Annotated in this window: 1 protein-coding gene; it reads left to right on the top strand. The window is 64.1% G+C overall.

Annotated elements, in window-relative coordinates; all coding sequences use genetic code 11:
• Positions 1 to 371: 371 nt before the first annotated feature.
• A partial coding sequence (locus ACXJKH_RS21845) for a flagellar cap protein FliD N-terminal domain-containing protein (protein WP_457322522.1) occupies positions 372 to 616 on the top strand: 245 nt, incomplete at its 3' end.

Consider the following 616-nt stretch of genomic DNA (forward strand, 5'->3'; position numbering starts at 1 on the left):
GGGCCATGGCCWTGGGCCGGACTCTCTCCCGGTCGCCACATCCACCGTGGCCATGGCCCGCCCCTGCGGCCCAACCGTTATCAGCGCTGTTTGTTTGACTGAACTCCCCGGGTGGCTTCGTCTCCCCCCGCTTTTCAGTAGCCTGAGCCCTCCTCTACTTTGGAGGAGGGTTTTTTACAGACCCCTGGCCGGACCTGCACTGCGTCCCGCCCCTATGCCCCTGCAAAGCGCGTGCCATTCCTCCGCGCCACGCCACTGGCACAACTCCTGCATCAACGTGGTTCTAAAGACCTGGCGGCTACGGCCGCTACCTTCGTTGACAGCACGGCCACGCGGCAACGCCGCGGCGGCACACAGACAGGAGATACAACGTGGCTGACTTTGGTTACGGCGGCATCGGTTCCGGACTGGATATTTCCGGCATGGTCGCCAGCCTGGTGGCGGCAGACCGCAAACCTTCGGACAACGCACTCAACCTGCAGCAGTCCAAAGCCAAGATGCAGCTGTCGGCGGTGGGCACGGTCAAGTCCGCGTTCGACCTGCTGAGCACCTCGCTGAAGGCGCTGAAGGCCTCCACTGCGTTCGACGCCCGCCTGGTCAGTGCGACCAAGGAAGG

The sequence above is a fragment of the Stenotrophomonas sp. P5_B8 genome (assembly GCF_054049855.1).